The organism is Candidatus Dormiibacterota bacterium (assembly GCA_035532835.1).
Taxonomy (GTDB): domain Bacteria; phylum Vulcanimicrobiota; class Vulcanimicrobiia; order Vulcanimicrobiales; family Vulcanimicrobiaceae; genus DAHUXY01.
On sequence record DATKQG010000008.1, the window covers coordinates 49,763 to 67,434 of the forward strand.

18 protein-coding genes are annotated in these 17,672 nt (G+C 62.2%); 15 read left to right on the plus strand and 3 right to left on the minus strand.

Annotation, left to right across the window (positions count from 1 at the left end; translation table 11 throughout):
* Positions 1-30 precede the first annotated feature (30 nt).
* From proS to VMW12_00545, 8 genes are all read left to right on the plus strand, one after another.
* On the plus strand, positions 31-1,494 hold the full coding sequence (proS, locus tag VMW12_00510; GenBank protein ID HUZ48199.1) for a proline--tRNA ligase: 1,464 nt from the start codon (positions 31-33) through the stop codon (positions 1,492-1,494).
* Positions 1,478-2,035 (plus strand): hypothetical protein, encoded by a 558-nt coding sequence (locus VMW12_00515; protein HUZ48200.1) that lies wholly within the window; start codon positions 1,478-1,480, stop codon positions 2,033-2,035. Before proS ends, VMW12_00515 begins: the two co-directional genes overlap by 17 nt.
* Entirely contained in the window at positions 2,035-3,291 is a 1,257-nt protein-coding gene (locus VMW12_00520; GenBank protein HUZ48201.1) for a pitrilysin family protein, read from the plus strand. Before VMW12_00515 ends, VMW12_00520 begins: the two co-directional genes overlap by 1 nt.
* The gene (locus VMW12_00525; GenBank protein HUZ48202.1) at positions 3,278-4,174 is read left to right on the plus strand and encodes a DUF2837 family protein; all 897 of its coding nucleotides are present in this window, start codon (positions 3,278-3,280) and stop codon (positions 4,172-4,174) included. Before VMW12_00520 ends, VMW12_00525 begins: the two co-directional genes overlap by 14 nt.
* Positions 4,161-4,826: a hypothetical protein gene (locus VMW12_00530; GenBank protein HUZ48203.1), complete on the plus strand. Its 666-nt coding sequence runs from the start codon at positions 4,161-4,163 to the stop codon at positions 4,824-4,826. The genes VMW12_00525 and VMW12_00530 overlap by 14 nt, the downstream gene beginning before the upstream one ends.
* Positions 4,827-4,830: 4 nt before the next feature.
* Positions 4,831-5,712: a hypothetical protein gene (locus VMW12_00535; GenBank protein ID HUZ48204.1), complete on the plus strand. Its 882-nt coding sequence runs from the start codon at positions 4,831-4,833 to the stop codon at positions 5,710-5,712.
* A 268-nt stretch (positions 5,713-5,980) separates the two neighbouring features.
* On the plus strand, positions 5,981-6,787 hold the full coding sequence (locus VMW12_00540) for a transcriptional initiation protein Tat (GenBank protein HUZ48205.1): 807 nt from the start codon (positions 5,981-5,983) through the stop codon (positions 6,785-6,787).
* A gap of 186 nt (positions 6,788-6,973) precedes the next feature.
* Complete coding sequence (locus VMW12_00545) at positions 6,974-7,492, plus strand: DsrE family protein (GenBank protein ID HUZ48206.1); 519 nt, start codon at positions 6,974-6,976, stop codon at positions 7,490-7,492.
* A 136-nt stretch (positions 7,493-7,628) separates the two neighbouring features.
* On the opposite strand, the gene VMW12_00550 is transcribed toward VMW12_00545, so the two are convergent.
* Genes VMW12_00550 through VMW12_00560 form a run of 3 tightly spaced genes read right to left on the minus strand, consistent with a single transcriptional unit; the run spans position 7,629 to position 11,150 of the window.
* A complete protein-coding gene (locus VMW12_00550) occupies positions 7,629-9,242 on the minus strand; it encodes a glycosyltransferase family 39 protein (protein ID HUZ48207.1) in 1,614 nt (537 codons plus the stop codon).
* A complete protein-coding gene (locus VMW12_00555; GenBank protein HUZ48208.1) occupies positions 9,218-9,643 on the minus strand; it encodes a GtrA family protein in 426 nt (141 codons plus the stop codon). Before VMW12_00555 ends, VMW12_00550 begins: the two co-directional genes overlap by 25 nt.
* Positions 9,636-11,150, minus strand: coding sequence for a mannosyltransferase family protein (locus VMW12_00560; GenBank protein HUZ48209.1), 1,515 nt, complete (start codon positions 11,148-11,150; stop codon positions 9,636-9,638). The genes VMW12_00555 and VMW12_00560 overlap by 8 nt, the downstream gene beginning before the upstream one ends.
* A 98-nt stretch (positions 11,151-11,248) precedes the next feature.
* On the opposite strand from VMW12_00560, the gene glpX reads away from it, so the two are divergent.
* The 7 genes from glpX to VMW12_00595 all read left to right on the plus strand — a co-directional run.
* Positions 11,249-12,190, plus strand: coding sequence for a class II fructose-bisphosphatase (gene glpX / locus VMW12_00565; GenBank protein ID HUZ48210.1), 942 nt, complete (start codon positions 11,249-11,251; stop codon positions 12,188-12,190).
* 38 nt (positions 12,191-12,228) lie between these two features.
* The gene (locus VMW12_00570; protein ID HUZ48211.1) at positions 12,229-13,662 is read left to right on the plus strand and encodes a dihydrolipoyl dehydrogenase; all 1,434 of its coding nucleotides are present in this window, start codon (positions 12,229-12,231) and stop codon (positions 13,660-13,662) included.
* Entirely contained in the window at positions 13,646-14,575 is a 930-nt protein-coding gene (locus VMW12_00575) for a nitrilase-related carbon-nitrogen hydrolase (protein HUZ48212.1), read from the plus strand. Before VMW12_00570 ends, VMW12_00575 begins: the two co-directional genes overlap by 17 nt.
* Complete coding sequence (locus tag VMW12_00580) at positions 14,559-15,410, plus strand: NAD+ synthase (protein HUZ48213.1); 852 nt, start codon at positions 14,559-14,561, stop codon at positions 15,408-15,410. Before VMW12_00575 ends, VMW12_00580 begins: the two co-directional genes overlap by 17 nt.
* A 6-nt stretch (positions 15,411-15,416) precedes the next feature.
* Entirely contained in the window at positions 15,417-16,037 is a 621-nt protein-coding gene (locus VMW12_00585; GenBank protein ID HUZ48214.1) for an NAD(P)-dependent oxidoreductase, read from the plus strand.
* Positions 16,024-17,271, plus strand: coding sequence for a competence/damage-inducible protein A (locus VMW12_00590; protein ID HUZ48215.1), 1,248 nt, complete (start codon positions 16,024-16,026; stop codon positions 17,269-17,271). Before VMW12_00585 ends, VMW12_00590 begins: the two co-directional genes overlap by 14 nt.
* Positions 17,272-17,354: 83 nt before the next feature.
* Positions 17,355-17,672 (plus strand): hypothetical protein (locus tag VMW12_00595; protein ID HUZ48216.1); only part of this gene is annotated, 318 nt, incomplete at its 3' end.

Below are 17,672 nucleotides of genomic sequence, written 5' to 3' on the forward strand. Positions count from 1 at the left end.
GCCGGTACCGCGCGAGAACCCGGGCGGGTCATGTCCCAGGGATCAGAACTTCAACCCGTCGTGAAAGAGATTCCGCCTAAAGCCGCGGATCTCTCCGCTTGGTATACGGCGGTCTGCCTCAAAGCGCAGCTCACATCGTACTCGCCGGTGCGCGGCTGCGTGGTATTGCGTCCGTACGGCTACGGACTGTGGGAGAACCTGCAGAAGGATCTCGACGCGCGCTTTAAAGCGACCGGCCACGAGAACGCCTACTTCCCGCTGCTGATTCCCGAAAGCTTGTTGATGAAGGAAGCCGACCACGTTGAGGGGTTTGCCCCCGAGGTCGCTTGGGTTACACATGGCGGAACGGAAAAGCTCACCGAACGGCTGGCGATTCGCCCCACCTCCGAGGTGATTATCGGGGTGATGTACGCGCAGTGGATCGAGTCGTACCGCGATCTGCCGATCCTCATCAATCAATGGGCCAACGTGCTGCGCTGGGAGAAGGCCACGCGTCCGTTCCTGCGCACGATGGAGTTCTTGTGGCAAGAGGGCCACACCGCGCATGCGACCGCCCAAGAGGCGCGCGAAGAGACGCTGCGCATGCTCGACGTCTACACGCAATTCGCTCGCGAGGTTGTCGCAGTGCCGGTGTACCCGGGCGTTAAGAGCGCGAACGAACGCTTTCCGGGTGCGGTCGAGACGTATTCGATCGAGGCGCTGATGCCCGACGGCAAGGCGCTGCAATCGGCGACCTCGCACGATCTCGGACAGAATTTTGCCAAGGCCTACGACATCACGTTCTCCGATGCCGATCAACAGATCAAGCACGTCTATACCACCTCGTGGGGCATGTCGTGGCGGATGCTCGGGGCGATGATCATGACGCACGGCGACGATCGCGGTTTGCGGATTCCGCCGAAAATGGCTCCCATCGAGGCGGTCCTGGTACCGATCGTGCGCTCGGGCGACGACCGCGCGGTAGCGGCCGCCCACGCGACCGCGAAAACCTTGACGCAGGCCGGATTCCGCGTTCGCGTCGACGACCGCGATCAGCAGCCCGGTTGGAAGTATGCCGAATGGGACGTTCGCGGCGTGCCGGTGCGGATTGAGATCGGCCCGCGCGACGTCGACGGCGGCAGCGTTATGCTGGTGCGACGGGATCGCAACAAAGGCGATGCCGATCATAAGCAGAGCGTGATGCTCGACGCGCTGGCGCCGCAACTGCGCGCGCTGCTCGAAGACATCCAGCGCTCGCTCTACGACCAGGCCAGCGCATTTCTTACCGGCCACACCTTCGTCGTCGATGACGGTGCGGAGTTTTTCGCGAAGTGCCGCTCGCGCGCCGGCATGATCGATATCGCATGGTGCGCACGTGCGGCATGCGAAGAGTACGTCAAGGCTGAGACGGGTGCGACCAGCCGGAACACGCGGCCCCTCGAGGGCGGACCCACCGCATGCGTTGCGTGCGGCGAACCAGCAAAGGTACGAGCGTATTTTGCCCAGTCGTATTAATCGTATTAAACAGATCGTCGCGTTCCTCGGCGTGCTCGCGATGACCGCAACGGTCGCGCGCGCGCAGATGCCCTCGGTGGCCGATCTGGATGCCCACTCGCGAGCGAGCGGCAATCGGATCGACCTCGCGCAGCGCGTCGGCGACTCAATCTTTCGGACCACGTGGAACGCGCAGGTTATCCACGTTTCGGCAAATTCGGCCGACGGCCACACGGTGATCGGTTTGGCGCTCTCAGGCGTCAAGTTTCACGCGGCCATCACGCGGGCGCAGTTCGTCGCGGAGATCGTCGATTTGGTCCGGCGTTCGTTTGCGGCCGCGCCGCAGGCCGGCGAAGTCGATCTCTGGGCCGACGTGCCGATACCGGTCTTCAAAGGCGAGATCGTGAGCGGCGATCTGGCTAAACCCGCTTGGCGGAACGTGTTCACCATTTCGGCCAGACGCGGTGAGAGTACGGCCAAGCTCGTGCAGCGAATCGATCGGGGTGACGGCGTGTTCTGGGACCAGGAATGGGCCAAGACCGCTTTCAAACAGGGGACATAATGTATCGGAAAACGACCCTGCCGTCGGGTCTTCGCATCATTACGGAAGCCATGCCTGCGGTGCGCTCGGCGAGTATCGGCATTTGGGCCGACGTCGGCTCGTCGAGCGAATCGCGGGAACAGCGCGGCATCTCGCACCTGATCGAACACATGCTCTTTAAGGGCACCGATACGCGCAGCGCGCGCGAGATCGCCGAAGCGATGGACGGCGTGGGCGGTAATCTCAACGCCTTCACCGATAAAGAGACGACCTGTTACTACGCGAAGGTTATGGATCGTCACGTACCGCTCGCGGTCGACGTCCTCTCCGATATGTTTTTGCACTCCACCTTCGATCCGCAGGAACTCGCCAAAGAGCAGAAGGTCGTGCTCGAAGAGATCAAGATGTACGACGACTCGCCCGATGAGTTGATCCACGATCTCTTCCTGCAGACGATGTGGGGCGGCTCGGATCTGGGCGATCCGACGATCGGCTTCGCGTCCACGGTTACCGCGGCCACCTCCGGTGATTTACGCGAACACATGCGCCTTCGCTACGCTCCCAATTCGGTGATTGTGGCCGCGGCCGGCAATATCGACCACGATGCGTTCGTCGATATGGTGAACCGGCAGTTCACCGGATTCGCCGGAGCGTGCGAGCTGCCGCGGGCCGACGCGCCGATCGCTCGCCCCTCGAAACTCGTCCGGCACAAAGAGAGCGAACAAGCCTACGTCGTCGTGGGAGCGCAGGGATTGAGCGTACGCGACGATCGCCGGTACGTGCTCTCGGTATTGGATACGATCTTGGGCGGCGGGATGTCGAGCCGGCTCTTCCAGGAGATTCGCGAGAAGCGCGGCTTGGTCTACACGGTGTACACGTTCCAAGCCGGCTACCGCGCCGCGGGACTCTTCGGCGTCTATGCGGGAACCTCGCCGGAGAACGTGCAGCCGTGCGTCGATGTCATCGCCGAGCAGTTCGCGTTGCTCCGTGACGTCCGCGTGAGCGACGGCGAGCTCCGGCTTGCAAAAGAGCACATCAAAGGGAGCCTGACGCTCTCGCTCGAGTCGACCTCGAGCCGGATGTTGCGCTTGGGCCGAAACGATTTCGTACTCGGCCGGCAAGTAACGCCGGAGGAGATCGAGGAGCGCGTTGAAGCGGTGCAAGCCGAAGAGATTCAAGCCCTCGCGGCCGAGCTGCTGACCGACGACAAGCTCGGATTGTGCATCTTGGGTCCCGTGGACGAATCGGCGATTGCATGGAATCGTGACGCCGCCTAGCCCCGACCCGCACGCGCTGGCCCCGGTCCTATGGTCCGGGCGACTGATCGGCGCCATGGCCATCACGTTCATCGTCCAAGGCCTCACCATCGGCGCCTATGCGGCTCGACTGGCGGGCGTCCAGACGAAACGGATCGCAACGTCGATCTCGCTCTTCAATCTGTTCGTCACGACCTCACGGCTCGCGAACCTGTTCATGGTGTTTTTCATCGGGCCGCTTTCGGACGCGGCCGGGAACGCGGTCGTGAAGTTCCAGAGCGACCCCGCTCTCTCGGCGGCCTGGCAGCACACGTTCGAAGTGCAACTGCGATTGATCGTGCTTGCCGGCACGCTCGGCATGCTCTTCTCGGCGCTGTTGTTGCCGATGTTTACCTATCTGTTCCGGCGCGGCGTCCACTCGTTCGAAGCTCGCGGCTCGGTGCCGCACGCGCTCGCGCAACTCTTCAAGCCTTCGAACTTGCGGGACGTGTTTCGCTCGCAGCGGCTTCCGTCGCTCGCGCAAATCCGGTCTTTCTCGTGGCGCATCCTCCCGCGCCGCCTGCTGATCTTCAATACCCTGGTGATGGGCGTCTATGCGATCGGCGTGCAGGCGTCGTTCCTGGCGTCGGTCTTGGACATCCACGTCGCGCGGACGGCCATCAGCCTCTCGGGCGTCATTAACGGGATCGGCACTATCTGTTTCACGCTCTTCGTCGACCCCACGTCTTCGATGATTACCGACCAGGCTATCCACGGTAAGCGAACCATCGAGGAGGTTCGGTCCATGGTGTTCTATCTTGCGGTGACGGCCATCGTCGGGTCGCTGCTCTCGCAGTTGATCTTCTATCCGGCGGCCGTCGTCATCGAATACGTCGCACGGTTTGCGGGGCATGTACATCTTTAAATTTCGGCCGCTTGCCATTCTTGGGCTTCTCGGGACGCTGGCTTTGACCGGCTGCGCGGGACCGATCGAGCGTTGGATCGTGCAGACGCGCGTCCACCAGGGCGACGTCGCGCTCGAACGCGGAAACCTTGCCGATGCCGAGCTTTCGTATCGCCTGGCGCTACGCGTCGATCCGGCCGACGAAGCCGCCCGCACCGGGTTCGTGCAAGCCGCCGGCGACTACGCCCAGGCCGAGTATGCCAAAGGCCAATTCGATACCGCGCTGACCATCATCAACGAAGGGCTCAAGAGCGATCCGTCGTCGGTGCGCCTTTCGGCTTTGCGCACCTCGATCGATCAAGCCAAGCTCAAGCGCGAGATCGTGATTTCGAATTATCCGACCTATCGCGAAGCCGGGCTCCAACTGCAGCGCGCGTACGCCGAGATCGACGTTTCGAATAAGGCGATCATGGCGAGCCTGCGCAGTTTCAGCTACACCTACGATGCGGAGCAACTCACCAAAGCGATCAAGCAGAGCTACGAGTTGCAACTCGATGTGGCCAAAGACACGAACCGTCTGATCGTCTACCGTCAGTTAGTCGAATCGGGTGTTCCGGAGTCGGCGCATGCGACCAGCTCTGCAAGCGGCGCATCGTTGCTACCACTCCCGTAAGCGCATGGATGTAGGCGGGATGGTTGCATGGCATCCGGTTCTAGGAGGCCTGCTCATCGTCGGGGGCGCGGTCGCGTTAGCCCTCCTCGCGGCCGAAGTGGTGCGCCGCTATGTGAACCGCGACGTCCTGCTCGCACACAACGAGCTAGCCGGCTTTATTCTCGCCGTCATCGGCGTGGTGTATGCGGTGTTGTTGGGCTTCGTCGCCATCGGCGTGTGGGAGCGTTTCGATCAAGCTGAGGTGCGTACGTATAGCGAAGCGGGGCAGCTCGCGACGATCTACCGCGATGCCGACGCGTTCTCGGCGGGGCCGCACCTGCGCGACCAGTTGCGCAGCTATATCGAGACCGTCGTTAACGGCGAATGGCCGCTGATGCAGCACGGTTCCGAGAGCGCCCTGGCGGATCGCCAGATCGAACGAATCGATGCGACGGTGCGGCATCTTCCGGTGCGAAACGGCCTTCAGCAGAACGCTCAGGCGCAGATGCTCGCCTCCGCGGAAGCGGCCCTCGCGGACCGCGATCAGCGGATATTCATGGATGCGAGCGGCCTGCGCCCGGTCATGTGGTGGACGCTGATGCTGGGTGGCGTGGTGACGGTTGGATTCGCACTCCTCTTCGGCTTTAGCAGCGCGCTGATGCAGCGCCTGATGATCGCCGCCCTGGCCGCAATCATCGGCCTAGTGCTCTATCTCACCCTGAGTTTGGATTTTCCGTACCGGGGCGTGGTTAGTGTGAAGTCGGAAGCGTTTTCGCAAGCGCTGGAGACGTTTGCACACATCGATGCCGAGCGTTCAGAAATGCCCGCCCCGCTCCCCGCGCGCTCGCCGTACGGTATGCCCGCCAAAATGCCTCGCCCCCCGGCAACTCTTTCGCCGGGTCGGTAACGTCTTGTAAATCCTTCGGTCGTAGCACGGAGCGTCATCGAAATACTCGATAGGAAATATCGAAATTCGTATATTTCGGTTTGCGCTCGTCGAGCGCGCAAGCGGGAAGGAAGCAGGCAAGACTAGCGTAATCCGACCGCCTACTTGCCTCGCTCTTCAAACTCATCGAACGATGACGATCGTAGTTGCCGAAGTGCTTGGAAGAGCGGTTTACGGTCAATGAACGAGGCATAGCATATTCCACACGGGCTAAATAGGAGAGAGCACGATGGAAAATCGCCTTTTTACAAGACGTAGTATTATTCATGGCGCAGCGTTGGCTGGGGTTGCCGGCCTTGCGGTTCGCGGCACGGGTGCAGCGAAAGCTGCCGGCGCGAGCGGCGAGCCTGCGACGCTGTTACCGACGGGGGCTGCCACCCTTGCGACCCTGAGCGAAAAATTAGCTAAGGCACCGCGACGGCGCGATTTTAAGACCGTTCCGATGATCTTAACCAACCCGGATCAATGGGATAACCAAGCCCTGCAAGAAGTCCTGAATTATTCAGGCGGTCCAAAACAGGTCTGGGACAATACCGATCTGTCTGGGCCGTGGCTCAATCTTATGCGGCTTTCGCTCAACTCCCAAATTTGGTCGTTCAAGCACCCTCATTTTCTCATTGTGTCGGTCACCCATGGTCCGGCCGGCCTTGCGCTGTTCGATCAATCGATCTGGGCAAAATATGACTTTTCCAAGTTGACCAAAGGGAAATTTAAGACCAATACGTTCATCGACATTCCGGCGGCCGCCCACGCCGATCCCGCCGACTACCAAAACCCGGTCGGGGCCTTTTCGGGGAAAGCTAATAGCGTCACAGTTCTGCAGAAACGCGGCGTCGTATTCATGGCATGTCACGACGGCATCTGGGAATTAAGCATGCACCTGCGCGAAAAAGGGCACAACCCCGACAAGCTGTCGCAGGAAGAGCTGGCCGCCGAACTTACCGATCATCTGATTCCCGGCGTGATCCTCACCAGCGATGTTGTCGGCGAGTTGGTTGCGCTGCAGCAAGCCGGATTCACTTACGCTCGGAGCTAGCGCTCACTCCCCTTACCGGCATTTCATCATTCCGCGGCTCCCGATCGGTTCGTCTAGGCGATCGGGCTGCCCCGGGATACCTACGACCGAACCGGCCCAATGAACGCCGGTCTGTTGGCTTGGGACATCGCCTCCCCTTCTTGGACGCACCTCTACAATCCACTGCAGTTTTGAGAGGACATATTTGTGAAAAAAAGTGTTATCGCGGTCGCGCTTTTGTTTTTGCTATCCTGGCAATCGAGCCTCGCGGATGGCGTTACTTTCCCAAACGTACCGAATATCCCGATTAAACCGGGGCTGTCTTACGGGGGCTACTTTAAGGAACACCAACCCGTCAAGATCCTCTTTGCCGTCGGCCAACCCGGGCCGCAACTCAAGGAATCGCTAATCAATGCGGCGTTGGTGATTAAGTATCTTAAATCAAAGGGCTATAGCTATAAAGTACATTTCGTTTTTTATAGCAAGGCCGTATGGGTTGCGAGTGCCTTCAATCAGAAATACGGCGGTTGGGCGCCGCTATTGAGTGCTCTACACGAGCAAGGCGTAACGTTCTCGGTATGTCACAATGCCATGGTGTTATTTCACGTCAAATCGGCAGAGGTCTACCCATACATGAAAGTTATCCCGGCGGGGATTCTCTCGATTGTCGAATATGAAATGAAGGGGTATTCCCCGATATTTAACGCCAACTCTGAGACAGAATAGGCTCGTGCCTAATTTGACGAAAAGCGTGGTCAGCGCGCGCCGCCTTTAACGGCGGCTTACGAGTAACCACTCACCGTTAACCGGAGGAGACTTCGGACGCATGTGAAGATGCCGGCGCCAAGAGCGGCGGGCATCTTCACATGCGTGTCATGCAACGATGGTGAGCGGTGAGAAATGCCCGCCCCGCTCCCCGCGCGCTCGCCGTACGGTATGCCCGCCAAAATGCCTCGCCCCCCGGCAACTCTTTCGCCGGGTCGGTAACGTAGACGGGCCACGTCGCCGTGGTCTGCAATAGGGGAAAGCGCTGTAACCACGCGCAGAGATCGGCATTCGCGCGCAGGCGGTGGTCCTCGACCGAGATAAAGTAGCGCGCGCCTTTACGGATGGCGCTTTCTTCATCGAACGGCGTCCAGAGCGCCGGGTCTTCCTCCCAGCCGTAGCGGTCGATGTAGTAGAGCACGTCGGGCCCGTAATGCCCCATCACGACCAACGCCTTCGGAGCGAGCGCCTTGCTCAGGATCACGGCATTGTGGTAAGCCGGCGCGCTGTAACGATAGTAGGGCGCGACGGCGGCGCGGCCTTGCACGAGCGAAGCGAGCGCGGCGACCGGCACCAGCGCCGCGGCTGCGTAGCGCGGCAGCCGCTCCATCGAAACGTTGCGGAGAGCGTCGAGAAAGCCCGAGAGCGCACCGCCGATGACGAGCGCGCACAGCGGGAGCAAGAGATACATGTAGTAATCGACGCGCTCGACCGTTACCACGACGTAGGTGTACGCGAGGCCGCCGACGAGCCAGCCCCACAGCAGCGCCTTGCTGCGTGCCTGCAACCACGGCAGCGCGATGAAGCCCGCAATCGTCAGTAAAAACGCAACCGATCCCAACATCGTATCGCGCAGCATCCCGATGACGGTGACGAACTGCGACCACTTCAGCGCAAAACCGCTGCCGGTGGTCAGCGTGGCTTTGAGCGCCGGAATCACGTGGAGCGTGGTGATGGCGCTGGCCCAATGCCATTCCGCATGCGCGTTCACGCGCTGCGTGTAAAGCGCGAGGATGATCAGCGGTACGACCAAGAGTACGAGCAGTGCGGTCGGGCGGGTCGGTTTCCCCAAACGCAACCGCTCCCACGTAACGCCCAGGATCGGCACGATGCCTGCCACCGAGACGGGCTTGGCGAGGTAGGCAAAGACGACCAGGGCCGCCGCGCGGGCCAGCGGCCGGGGTGCGAGCGTCTCGTCCTCGAGCAGTAATCGGCTCGTCGCATAGAGTGCGGCCGTGAGGAAGAAGACCATCGTCGTATCGGGCGTGAACGTGCGCCCGTAATAAACGCTTCCTGGAAAGACGGCAAAGAAGAATGCGGCAATCAATCCGGCAAGCGAGCTGCGAAAGAGCCAGCGCGCGAACAGGCCGACGACGGCGACGCACCCCACGCTGAATGCGAGGCTGATCAGCCGCCCGAAGATCGCGTGGACGCCGAAGATTTTATAGAGTGAGGCCGCGAGAAACGGAACGATCTGCAGCTCCAGCTCCACGTAGTTGGGCGGCGGACCGTCGTAATTCGTCTGCGGATAGAGAATATTGTAATTGAGCCGGGCGAAATTGCGCGCGATGCTGGCCGTGTCGCCCTGCCGCCAATTCGGGTGGTCGAGAATGGGGTTGTGGATGCCGTGGAGCCGCAGTCCGATCGCCAACAGGACGATCGCAAAGAGGCCCAGGCTCCACCACCTTAGCTCGCGTGTTTGAACGTCCAAAATTTATTCAGGAAGAAGTTGACGAAAATGCCGGCGACCGTCGCGATAAACCACGTTCTGTGCCCGTGCCCGAGGTAGGGCCCCACTAGGGCCGATACCAGCAGGCCGACGACCAGCGCGATGAGCGAAACGCTCATGAACTGCGCTCCCTCGCGCACCGCGTGGCCGGTCGATCGGAACGTCCAGATGCGGTTGAGGAAATAGTTGGAAACGCCGCCGGCGAGGAACGCGATCGAGTAGATCACGTTGTATTGTAAGGCTTGATCGTGGTTCGGCACGACCCGCTGCAACAGCGTGAAAGCGATCAAATTGACGATGAACCCGGACGCGCCGACGATCCCGAATTTGACGAACTGGCGAACGCCGCGCCGTTGCGCGATCGCCGTTAAACCGTTATGCAACCCAGTACCAATCTGCAAAGAGGACGGTGAAAAGCCCTAAGAGCGGGAGCGAGAACGCGACGATGAGGTTGTTGATCCAAGGTTTGTCGCCCCAGCGTGCAAGGATCGCGAACATCGGGAAAAGCACCAGCGCGAAGCGCGGCATGCTCATAAGGCTCGACGTCGACATCGGAATGAGGATCGAAAGCCCCATATACGCGATATACGACGGGCGCAGCCGGCGCCAGCCGCCGACGAGCACGGCGATCATCAAGACCGTGAAGGCGATCTCGAGCGCTTGATTGGCGACGGTCTGGGCCTGCGTCGCGGTGAGAATCTGATGGATGGAGTTGTAGAAGCTCACCCAGGGCGGCGCGAAGTGCCGGTTCCAATGGATCTGCACGTGGGAGAAGTAGAGCGGATCGGCGCGCAACACCCACAGATACGCCATGTACACAAAGAGGCCCAGGGGCACCAACCCCACGGCGTAGAGATTCTTGAGGCCGCGAGCGTAGTCGCCTTTGAACGTCGAGAGCCACTCGATGAAGAACGGTACGACCAGGAGCACGCCTTCGACGCGGGTCATCGCGGCAAAGAACCCGACCGCCCCGCCGATCCACCAACGATGCGAGCGCAAATAGTAGAACGACGCGACCGTGAGCATGAAGAACAGCGACTCGGTATAGACGGCCGAGAAGAAGATCGCTGAGGGAAAGATCGAGACGTAAAAGATGGCGCGGCGCGCTACCGGCCGGTCGTACTCGTGCTCGAGCAGCTTGTAGAGAAAGAGTAAGCCGAAGAAGAGCGACGCGTTGGAGATGAGCAGCCCGGCTATGAGATGGTTGCCGACCAGCGAACCCAGGAGCTTGATGAGCAACGGGTAGAGCGGGAAGAAGGCCATGTCGGTGCCTTGGTAGCCGTGGGTCGCGATATCGAGATAGTGCACCGCATCCCACCGGCCCCACACCGCGAGCAGGATGTGCGAAGATTCTTCCACGTGCGTGCCGGCACGCTGTCCGATAATGACGGCCGCAAGTTCGGCGATGACGATGATGGCGATACGGGTGGCGACGAAATCGAGCAGCACCTCGCGCACCGTCTGATTGAAGCGCGCGGCGATCGCGACCTTACCCAAACAGAAAAGCGCTACGCAAACGACGAACAGTCGGCTGCCGTGCGTCTGCTCCGGTTGCAGAATGAAGCTCAGCCATAGCAGGACGAACGGCACCCACGTGAGCGCGTCGTAGCGAAGCGAGCGCGCGAACGTCGAACCGGCCCGTCGCGAAAAATACTGCGCGTACGCGAACCAGAGCCACGCCGCGATTGCGGCGCCCCCGAGCGTGCAGACGAACAAGCCGAGCTCCGAAATGATCGCGTCGTGGTGGGGAACTAGGAGTGTATACCACGCGAAGAAGCCGATCGTGAATCCCGCGATGAGGACGGCGACGAGCGGGGTGGGGCCACCTGCGAGAAAATCGCCGATGGTGACTGGGCGCGCGCGAGGAGGCGCGTGAACGTGAGCGGACACGGCCGCAAAACTTATACGGGGCGTTGCACGACTCCCGTACCGCAAGCGAGGCTTGCCCTGCAAGGAAAAGCGCCGCTTGCCTTGTAGCCATGGTGACCATGGTCAATAGTCTCGATTTTGTCACCGTAACCGAGAGCGCCGCGCTGGCCGCTTCGCGCTGGATGGGGCGCGGCGAGCGCGATGCCGCCGATGGCGCCGCCGTCGAAAAAATGCGCGAAGCGCTCGGGCAGATGGATATCGCCGGGCGCATCGTGATCGGCGAAGGCGAGCGCGACGAGGCGCCGATGCTCTTCATCGGCGAGGAGCTTGGGCGGGGCGGGACGCCGGTCGATATCGCGGTCGATCCGGTCGAGGGCACGAATTTGGTCGCCAACGGCCTGCCGAACTCGATCGCGGTGATGGCCATCGCCGAGCGCGGGGGGCTGCTCCATGCGCCCGATTCCTATATGAAGAAGCTCGCCGTAGGCCCCAAGGCGGCCCCGTACGTGCACCTCGATGCCTCCGTGCGCGAGAACCTCGATGCCGTGGCGAACGCCCTCGAAAAACCCATCAGCGACGTCTGCGTCGTGATTCTGGACCGTCCGCGCCACGCTGACCTCATCCGCGAGGTGCGCGAGGCGGGCGCCCGGATTAAGCTGATCTCGGACGGCGATGTGGACGCCTGCATTGCGACGGCCATCGAATCGACCGGCATTCACGTGGCGATGGGCACCGGCGGAGCGCCCGAAGGCGTCCTTGCGGCCGCCGCCATCAAGTGCTTGGGCGGCAATTTCATGGGTCGCTTGCAGCCGCGCCACCAAGAGGAGGCCGATCGGGCGACCGCGATGGGCTTCGGCGATTTGAACCGCTTGCTGCTCATCGACGATCTGGTGAAGAGCGATAACGTGATCTTCTGCGCGAGCGGCATCACGGACGGCGATTTGGTGCGTGGGGTACGCTTTTTCGGCAATCACGCGCGGACGCACTCGATTTTGGTCCACTCGAATGGAACCGTTCGCTTCATTGAGTCGGTTCATCGGCTTGGGGCTCGGCCGCGCTAGCATCGGCTGCGCCGGCCGCTCTCCTCGAAAAGAAATACATGGAACGACATCGGTACGACCTGGTTATCGTCGGAGCCGGCTCCGGCGGGTACGCGGCCGCTCGGACGGCGCGCGATCTCGGCGCGAGCGTCGCGCTGGTTGACGAAGGCCCGCTCGGCGGGCTGTGCATCCTGCGCGGATGCATGCCCAGCAAAGCGCTTCTCGCGTCCAGCGATGCCGCCCACGACGCGCGGGAGGCGGCGGGCCTGGGCGTACACGTCGGCAGCTTGCGGCTCGATATGCGGTTCGTCGCACAGCGCAAGCGCGCGCTGGTCAAAGACTTCGCCGAGTATCGCATCGAGGGTATTAACACGTTTCCGCTGCACGTGGGGCGGGCGCGCTTTCATTCGGCGCACGAATTGCACGTCGGCGACGATATCGTGCTGGAAGCAACGAGTTTCATCGTCGCGACCGGTAGCAGCGTCTCTCCCGCGGTGATTCCGGGCTTGCGCGAAACGGGCTATCTGGATTCGGATGCCGTCCTCGAGCTCGAGCGTATTCCCAAATCGGCGATCGTGCTCGGCGGCGGGTACACCGCCTGCGAACTCGGGCAGTTTCTCGCGCGAATGGGCGCCAAGACGACGATGGTGATTCGCAGCGGGCATCTGCTCACCGATCAGGACGACGATGTCGGCAACGCGCTCACGCTGTACTATCGTGACGAAGGCATCACCGTGGTCGACCACGCGCGCGTCATGCGGGTCGAGCGGCGCGACGGCAGCAAGGTGGTGCATATCGAAGCCGACGGCGTCGCCGCCGAAGTGGCCGCCGAGGAGATTTTTTACGCGCTGGGGCGGGTTCCGAACGTCGAGGGCCTAGGGCTCGAACTGGCCGACGTCAACTACCATCCGATTACCGGCATCGACGTGGACGCAACGCTGCGCACCAGCAATCCGTCGATCTTCGCCGTCGGCGATGTAACCGGCGACTATCCGCTCGTCCACGTGGCGATCTATCAAGGCGAGATTGCGGCGCGTAACGCCATCGGCAACCACAGCGAAGCGGCGGACTACTCGGTCGTCGCCGCCCATACCATCTTTAGCGATCCGCAAATCGGCGTTGTGGGCATGAACGAAAAACGCCTCAAACGCGACGGCATTCCGTACGTCGCCGGGCGCTACGATTTCGCCGAACACGGCAAAGCGCAGTGTCTGAACAAGACGCACGGGTTCGTGAAGATGATGGCCGATCCGCAGAGCGGCCGTATCTTGGGCGCGGCCGTGATCGGCCCGCAGGGCTCCGAATTGATTCACGAAGTGATCGTCGCGATGAGCTTCAATGCCACCGTGCAACAGTTCATGCGCATTCCCCACCTGCATCCGACGCTCGCCGAGATTTGGACCTACCCGGCCGAAGAGTGCGCCGCGCGGATCGGCGCCGCGCAAGCCGGCGAGGTGGACCCGGAGGTAGCCGTTAGTGGAACCGCCGGTTAGCATCGCAGCCGACGCGCCGCAGTTGCGCGTTGCCATTCTCCAAACCAAGCCGCTCAAAGGCCGTTACGAGCAAAACCTCGCCGCCGTCGTTGAAGCCTTCTCCCAATTAGTCGGCGATCCACCCGAGCTGATCGTGCTGCCGGAAGCCGCCTGCACCGGATACTTTCTCGAAGGCGCCGTGTACGATCTCGCGCTGACCTCGCAACGATTTGCGAGCGATCTCGCGGGTGCTTGGCGCAAAGCGGGCGGTACGACCGCCGTCGATATCGCGAGCGGGTTCTTTGAGAACGACGCCGGGACGTTTTACAATAGCGCGTTGTACGTGCGGGTGGAACCGCAGAGCGAGCGCATCCTCCACGTGCATCGCAAGATGTTCTTGCCCACGTACGGCGTCTTCGACGAGCAGCGGTTCCTTTCGCGCGGGCGACGCATGCAGACGTTCGAGACCGGTTTTGCGCGGACGGCGATGCTGATTTGCGAAGACATCTGGCATTCGTTGGTGCCGACCGTCGCCGCCCTCAAGGGCGCGCGCGTGTTGATCGTTCCGAGTGCGGCGCCGGGTCGCGGCATCGAGGGCGAAGGCGAATTGACCTCGGTCACACGGTGGCGAGAGATTCTGCAAACGACCGCGAGCGAGCACGGCGTCTATATCATCTACGCCGGCTTGACGGGCTTCGAGGGCGGCAAAGGCATGACCGGTTCGTCGTGCATCATCGATCCGCGCGGAGAGACCATCGTGAGCGCTCCGGCCACGCAGAGTTGTATTCTGCGCGCCGTTCTGGACCTGCGCGAGATCGATTTAGCCCGGGCCGGATTACCGCTCTTAGGCGATCTGGCCGCAGTGCTTCCCGATTTGTTGCTCGACGACGAACTGCCGCTCCCCCGGCGGGGCACCGATGCTGCCGGTCATTGAGGCCCCGCGCGAGAACGCGCTGCAGCCGCCCGGCATCAACCCGGCGCTCGCGACGGAATGGCTCGTCGCGTTCTTGCGAGACGAATTGCAGACGCGGCGGGGGATCGCGCGTGCGGTGATCGGCCTTTCGGGCGGCGTCGATTCCGCGGTAACCGCATACCTATGCGCGCGAGCGCTCGGGCCGCAGAACGTGTACGCGATTCGCATGCCGTACGCGACCTCGAGCGCCGCGAGCCTAACCGACGCGCAGAGCGTCGTCGATGCGCTCGGCATCCACGAACGCACGATCGAAATCACCGCGGCCGTGGACGGCTACCTGCAGTTCGAACCCGGCGCCGACGCGCGGCGGCGCGGCAACGTGATGGCGCGCACGCGGATGCTCGTACTCTTCGACCAATCCGCGAAACTGGAAGCGCTCCCCATCGGCACGGGAAACAAAACCGAACGCCTCCTTGGATATTTTACTTGGCATGCCGACGATACGCCGCCGGTCAACCCGCTCGGCGACCTCTTCAAGTCGCAAGTGTGGGCGCTCGCGCGCTATCTCGGCGTACCGGCGGCGCTGGTGGAGAAAGCGCCCAGCGCGGACTTGGAGGCCAACCAAACCGACGAAGGGGATCTGGGCATCACGTACGTTCGCGCGGACGCGATTCTGGCGCAACTATTGCTCGGCTACAACGATGCGCAACTCGTAGATCGCGGGTTTTCGCCGGATGAAGTCTCGCTCGTCCGCAAACGCGTGGACGGCACGCATTGGAAGCGCCATCTCCCGACGACCGCGATGTTGACCAACACCGCTATCAACGAATTCTATCTGCGTCCGGTCGATTTCTAAGACCCCATGAACGTCTTTTACCCGGTTAGCTTGAATCTCGCCGGCCGCACGTGCGTCGTCATCGGCGAACGCGACGACCGCGAGGCGATCGATAAAGCCGCCGGGCTGGAGGAAGCGGGTGCGAACGTTCGTTGGCTCAGCGATCTCGCGGCGCTACGCGATGAAGATATCGTCGATGCGTTCTTCGTGATCTCCACGCCGCAAGACGAGGCGCTTTCGCGGCGCCTGCGTACCCTCGCAGATCGTCACAAATTCTTACTCTGCTGCATCGATCAGCCGGCCTACGGCTTTGTGGCGATGGCGGCGATTGCGAAATCCGGCCCCGTACGCATCGCGATCTCCACGACGGGCCAAGCACCGCGCGTGGGCAAAGCGTTAAAGGAGGCCTTGCAAGGCGCGATGGACGCGACGTTCGAGCGTTTTATCGCTTGCCTTTCATCGCAAAAGACGCGCATCAAACGCAAGCACCCGGACGCGAATGACACCGGCATTCGGCGCAAGGCGATGATCGACGCCGCGACCGGCTTTACGGCCAAGCTCGCATTCACGTATCCCGAGTGGTTTCTAGAGCGCGAGCGAACGCAGCTCCCCGCGGCGATCGAGAAGGCGGAACGTGACGAGCGTTGAGTTGATCGCGGTGGGAACCGAGTTACTGCTGGGGCAGCTGCAGGATACCAACACCACCTTCGTCGCGCGCCATTTAGCCGACGCGGGTATCGACGTCTACGGAACGCACGCGGTCGGCGACAATCGCGCGCGAATCGCGGAAGCGATTCGGGCGTCGCTCGCTCGCGCCGGCGGCGTCGTCACTACGGGCGGGCTCGGGCCGACGGTGGACGATCTCACCAAGGAAGCGGTGTGCGACGCACTCGGGCTCGATACCGAGCTCAATGCGCCGGCGCTGGAGCAGATGCGTGCGTTTTTTGCGGCGATCGGCCGCGAGATGCGCGAAAATAACGTGAAGCAGGCCGAACTCCCGCGCGGTTCGCACGTGCTGACCAACCCGCGCGGCACGGCTCCCGGCTTCGTAGCCTTTAACCGCGACGGCAAGTTCGTCGCCTGTATGCCCGGCGTTCCACGCGAGATGAAACCGATGCTGGAAGAGCTGCTGATCCCGTTCCTGCGCGAGCGCTTTGCGGTGCGCGACGCCATCTACACCCGGGTGATTCACACGATCAACCTGGGCGAATCGGAGATCGATCATCGCATCGCCGACCTGTTCCGTTCGCAAGAGAACCCCAAGATCGCGGTCCTAGCGCACGAAGGGCAATGCGATGTGAAGATTATGGCCAAGGCGCCCTCACGCCGCGATGCCGACGTTGCGATTGCGCCGCTGGAAGCGGATATCGTCGCGCGCTTGAGCGGCCACGTTTACGGGACCGATGCGGCGACGGTGGAAGAGGCGATTCACGCGATGCTGCGGGCGCGCGGTTGGCACGCGGCGAGCGCGGAATCGTGCACCGGAGGGCGCATCGCGGCGGCGCTGACGCGAACGCCGGGCGCATCGCAGACCTACCTCGGCGGCATCGTCGCCTATGACAATGCGGTGAAGACGCGGCAGCTCGGCGTTCTCGAGACCACGCTGGCATCATTCGGCGCGGTCAGCGAGGAGACGGCGCTGGAAATGGCGCGCGGAGCGCTCGCTCGTTTGGACGCGGACATCGCCGTGGCGACCACCGGCATCGCCGGCCCCGACGGCGGTTCGCCGGAGAAGCCGGTGGGGTTGGTGTGGTTCGCGCTGGCCGAGAGCGGGGGGCGAGCGATGGCCTGGAAATTCGACTTCCGAGGCGACCGCGAGGCCATCCAGCGCCGAGCGACGACGATGGCCCTGGGAATCGTGTGGAGATGGTTAAGAGAGTGATTCTGCATCCGGACCCGAATCGACCGATAATCCTATTACGTTACCAGCCCAAAGACCCTCACCGCTTTGATGAAGGTATCTGAGTGAATCGACTGCGCTTAGCCCCGAAGGCCCTGCTCTTTGCCGCTACGGCGATGCTCGTTTCCGCATGCGGCGGCGGAGGAGGCGGTGGAAACCCGACTCCCGTGATCACCTCGACCCCGGTCGTGGTGCCGACGGCCACGCCACCGCCGCCGAATCCATCGGCCTATACCTGCCCAACTTCGGGGACGGCGGCGCCGCAGATGCTCGGGACCGCTCAGAACGAGCGGCACGCATTTACGCAGCCGAGCAGCTCCACGAGCCAGGCGATTCCGGGCCTCTATGAGGTTGAGTATGCAACGGGCAGCGCATCGACGCTG

Coding starts and splice junctions, on each gene's coding strand:
- proS (HUZ48199.1), top strand. CDS start 31: ATGTCCCAGGGATCAGAACTTCAACCCGTCGTGAAAGAGATTCCGCCT.
- VMW12_00520 (HUZ48201.1), top strand. CDS start 2,035: ATGTATCGGAAAACGACCCTGCCGTCGGGTCTTCGCATCATTACGGAA.
- VMW12_00530 (HUZ48203.1), top strand. CDS start 4,161: ATGTACATCTTTAAATTTCGGCCGCTTGCCATTCTTGGGCTTCTCGGG.
- VMW12_00535 (HUZ48204.1), top strand. CDS start 4,831: ATGGATGTAGGCGGGATGGTTGCATGGCATCCGGTTCTAGGAGGCCTG.
- VMW12_00540 (HUZ48205.1), top strand. CDS start 5,981: ATGGAAAATCGCCTTTTTACAAGACGTAGTATTATTCATGGCGCAGCG.
- glpX (HUZ48210.1), top strand. CDS start 11,249: ATGGTCAATAGTCTCGATTTTGTCACCGTAACCGAGAGCGCCGCGCTG.
- VMW12_00570 (HUZ48211.1), top strand. CDS start 12,229: ATGGAACGACATCGGTACGACCTGGTTATCGTCGGAGCCGGCTCCGGC.
- VMW12_00580 (HUZ48213.1), top strand. CDS start 14,559: ATGCTGCCGGTCATTGAGGCCCCGCGCGAGAACGCGCTGCAGCCGCCC.
- VMW12_00585 (HUZ48214.1), top strand. CDS start 15,417: ATGAACGTCTTTTACCCGGTTAGCTTGAATCTCGCCGGCCGCACGTGC.